The sequence below is a fragment of the Parashewanella hymeniacidonis genome (assembly GCF_016900895.1).
Taxonomy (GTDB): Bacteria; Pseudomonadota; Gammaproteobacteria; order Enterobacterales; family Shewanellaceae; genus Parashewanella; species Parashewanella hymeniacidonis.
Genome location: NZ_JAFEUN010000197.1, coordinates 1 through 3844, shown reverse-complemented (window position 1 = coordinate 3844; position 3844 = coordinate 1). Strand labels below are relative to the sequence as shown.

Genomic DNA, 3844 nt, shown 5'->3' with positions numbered 1-3844 from the left:
TATTGTGTGTCAGAACTAATAAGTACTATGAAATTGCTCCTTTCGCACTATATATTTAAGCTATCACACTGATAATTAATGATCTTTTAATAATATTCGTCGATCTAAAGGATCTACACCCATACCATTCGTACCAATTTAACTATGTCATAAAGTGCGAAATTGTTTTTGCCATTACTGCGTTGCAATTCCTCGCCATAGCTACGGCTATGACTTGTCATTACGCCTTGTACTGACTTTAAAATTTCACCCTAGTGAACATATCTAATTAGTGTGAATGGTATAACACATCAAAGAAAAACACTTACATGTCAAAAACAGCAATAAAACCAGTGAATAAATTAGATAAAATGAAACGTATGTAAAATACCAATTGAGTTAAATTGCTAATGATAATAACTTGCAAACACACTTATTAGGTATACAATTTATAACCGTTAAAGTCATAAAGTGTACACTCATGAGTAAATCAGACGCCTTAATTTCAGAAATTGCTAAGTCGGTAAAGTCAGGCGGATGTGTCTTTGATACTGCTGAACTGGCATACATGTTAGGTGAAACGGTATCGAGTCATTTTCGAAAATTTCTATCTAGCTGTGTCAAAAAAGGGGTGCTTGAGCGTGTGGTTCAAGGGGTTTATATCAGTACGATAACACCACCAGATTCAATTAGCATTCTCATTGAAATAGCCAAAAAATTACGGCCGAATGTTTTTAGCTACATCAGCTTAGAAAGCCAGTTAAGCCATACAGGTGATATTTCTCAAATTGTAATGGATAGGCTAACGATTGTGACTAAGGGCCGCAAAGGCATTTTCGAAACACTCTATGGCACCATAGAATTCACTCATACAAAGAAAAAGCTGACACAACTTGAAGAACGGGTTTATTTCGATGATGAAATAAAGATGTTTCGAGCGTCAGTAGAATTAGCTATAGCAGATCTAAAAGCTTGTGGCCGTAATTTACAAATGTTGGATAACTGATTATGTTGAAAAAGTATATTTCACAAGTACTTGCCAATAAGCCTGAGCTTGCTGGTGTTGTGCCTGTGATTGAAAAAGAATTGTTGCATCACGACATCATGCGGGTATTGCTAGAGCAGGGTGCATTGCAGAAACTGATTTTTACTGGCGGTACGTCATTAAGACTTTGCTATAACAGTTCAAGGCTGTCAGAAGATTTAGACTTTAATGCAGGACTGGATTTTAAACCTGAGCAATTTGATGGCTTAGAGTTCGAAATACAGCAGTTTTTAACACGTAAATATGAAGTTGATGTGTTTGTGAATAAGCCAAGCGAGGCATCACAAGGGAATACTTCATCATGGAAAATAAGCATTGAGCGAGAGTCTGGTCGCCCTGATATCCCACGGCAGAAAATGCATATTGATGTGTGTGCAATACCGTCATTTGGTGTGCAAAAACGACCACTGATCAACCATTATGGTATTGATGTTCCTACTCAAGGGTATCTCGTCCCAGTTCAATCGCTTGAAGAGATCATGGCTGATAAGTTCGTTGCGTTAGCTTACCGTTCAAGAAGGATAAAACCGAGAGATATATGGGATATCGTGTGGCTAAAACAGCAAGGAATTAATAGCTTTCATGAGTTAACGTTACAAAAATTAACGGCAAGAGAAAAATCGGTAGATGATTTTAAGTCGAGACTAGAGACTCAAGTCCAGCGGTTAACCTCAGACAGCGAGGTTAAAGCTGATTTTAACCAAGAAATGAGCCGCTTCATTCCTGCTCAGATCAAAGCCAGAACCTTAGAAAACCCTGATTATTGGCCTTATCTGCAAACGGAAATTACCGAACAAGGTGATCAACTCATTAAAAAACTAGGGCGTTCTAGTCAGCAATTTAATTTCGATATGAGTTTATAACCGAGTTAAAGGCATGAGATTGTTTCAGTACATTAAACTCGAAACAATCTTGCCTTCAATTTTCGTTGATTTACGATCAATCGGGTATTTTTCATCGTCATCAAAGTAATAAGTTTTTCCATCTGGCAGCTGTCTTAATACCTATTACTTCGATGTAGATAAGCGATTAATAATTAATGTAGATGATTTCTAGGTTTGTTACTTTTGCACTAACAAACAGCATTCGTCCAATGTAATTAGGGTAGCTATGAGGGATCCTGATATCCCAAATATCTTAAAATATGCGAAAATATCGCAAAATATCTTGAGAAATTTGATTTCAGAAATCAAAGAAAAACACTTACATGTCAAAAACTTTAATTAAATCAATAAATAGGCGATTCAGCATTGACCCTATGCTGGATTGGACGGATTTAAGCTGAAAACCCCGTTATAGCTGGATTGATAAATTTCAGGGTTGCTATAGGGTTCCTGACCTCCGAGAAAAAATTTTCAGGGTAGCTGAAAAATGCTGGCAAAAATTAAAGGTACTTCATCAAGTTGGACTAAATGGAGAGAGCAACGTTAATTTTGGTGTGGATATTGTTGAAAGTTAAATAAGCAATATTCTTGAGCTACCCTCAGCTACCCTGAATAATTATCTATAATCAAAAGAAAACTTGATTTATGTTCAGTTTTGTATAATGTTCAATATTAATGAACGTCGTCAAAAAGTGAACATCATGAATGAGATTCAGTTAATAACTACAGCCGTAGATATATTGAATGAGAAGACGAATCTCAATGCTCAGTACATTGAAAATGCTCGATATGAAATTGATGCGGTTGATGGGCAACTTAAATTGCCTCAGCTAAATATACCTCTGCAGATTGAATGTAAAAAAAAACTCCAGAATCCAAGCACACTCCAAAATGTCGTAAATAGATTTTTGGATACTGAGAAGCCTTTTCTGCTCGTTACGGAATACGTCACTCCAACTTTAGCTCAAACTCTAAAACAGTTAGGTTTGCAATATTTTGATACTGTTGGCAATGCTTACATCAAGCAGTTTCCAGTACATATAGATATTCAGGGCAACAAGCCCAATAAAGTTGATAAAACTGAAATGCTTGCTAAACAAATCGGAAAAGCTTTTCAACCTAAAGGCATGAAGATTATATTCATGTTACTTACCAAGCCTGAGTTACTGAATGAACCAATGAGAACCATTGCTGCTGAAGCTGAAGTTGCGTTGGGAACCGTCAAGCAGGTTTTGGATGATTTGACTTACCAAGGTTTTATTGTTCAAAAGGGTAAACAAAAAAAAGTCTTGATTGAGCGGACTCGACTAATGGAAAAGTGGCTAGACGCTTATCCTGAAAATTTTGAGGCAAAGCAGGTGCAGGAAGTCTTTGCTACAGATGATATTCAAAATATAACGGACTTAAACTTAGGAGCTTATCGATGTGCTTTGGGCGGTGAAATCGCAGCTGAATTTTATGATCACTATTTAAAAGCCAAAGACATATTGGTTTATGTTCCAGCTATACAAAAACGAGATTTTTTAAAAGTGGCAAGATTGAAGAAAAGTGGGGTAGACACAATCGTAAAGCATAAAGTTACATTGGTTGAACCTATGCTGAATATTGAAAAGTTGACAGGAGATAAAGAGGAATTGGCACACCCACTACTGGTCTATGCTCAATTGATGGCAACTAACGCTCCAAGAAACATTGATGCAGCAAGGAGATTATATGAACAACAACTCGCTTAATATCAACGGGAAATTGCCAAAAGGTTTGGTTGAGCTATACCAAAAAGTGAGTGAACAAGCCAACAAGCTTGATATTCCATTTGGCTCATATCGTAATTCAAACTGCTCTGATAAACTTGCTTGAGCGTTTGCCTTTGAGATTCTTTTCAAAATGGAAATTTTCAGCATAGTTAACCTGATTAGCAACAAGAAATGCTACGAAA

Annotated in this window: 4 protein-coding genes; all 4 read left to right on the top strand. The window is 36.6% G+C overall.

Annotated features, from left to right (window positions below; all coding sequences use genetic code 11):
- Positions 1–460 precede the first annotated feature (460 nt).
- Positions 461–985: a type IV toxin-antitoxin system AbiEi family antitoxin gene (gene abiEi / locus JQC92_RS21355; protein ID WP_205001551.1), complete on the top strand. Its 525-nt coding sequence runs from the start codon at positions 461–463 to the stop codon at positions 983–985.
- A gap of 2 nt (positions 986–987) precedes the next feature.
- Positions 988–1887 carry a nucleotidyl transferase AbiEii/AbiGii toxin family protein gene (locus JQC92_RS21350; RefSeq protein ID WP_205001550.1) on the top strand — a complete coding sequence of 300 codons (900 nt, stop codon included), beginning with the start codon at positions 988–990 and terminating at the stop codon, positions 1885–1887.
- Between the two features lie 683 nt (positions 1888–2570).
- Positions 2571–3641 (top strand): type IV toxin-antitoxin system AbiEi family antitoxin, encoded by a 1071-nt coding sequence (locus JQC92_RS21345; RefSeq protein ID WP_205001549.1) that lies wholly within the window; start codon positions 2571–2573, stop codon positions 3639–3641.
- Positions 3622–3765 carry a hypothetical protein gene (locus JQC92_RS21340; protein WP_205001548.1) on the top strand — a complete coding sequence of 48 codons (144 nt, stop codon included), beginning with the start codon at positions 3622–3624 and terminating at the stop codon, positions 3763–3765. Before JQC92_RS21345 ends, JQC92_RS21340 begins: the two co-directional genes overlap by 20 nt.
- The last annotated feature ends 79 nt before the right edge of the window (positions 3766–3844 follow it).

Excerpts from the sequence above, each read along its gene's own strand:
- abiEi (WP_205001551.1), top strand. The coding sequence starts at position 461 with ATGAGTAAATCAGACGCCTTAATTTCAGAAATTGCTAAGTCGGTAAAG.
- JQC92_RS21350 (WP_205001550.1), top strand. The coding sequence starts at position 988 with ATGTTGAAAAAGTATATTTCACAAGTACTTGCCAATAAGCCTGAGCTT.
- JQC92_RS21345 (WP_205001549.1), top strand. The coding sequence starts at position 2,571 with ATGTTCAATATTAATGAACGTCGTCAAAAAGTGAACATCATGAATGAG.
- JQC92_RS21340 (WP_205001548.1), top strand. The coding sequence starts at position 3,622 with ATGAACAACAACTCGCTTAATATCAACGGGAAATTGCCAAAAGGTTTG.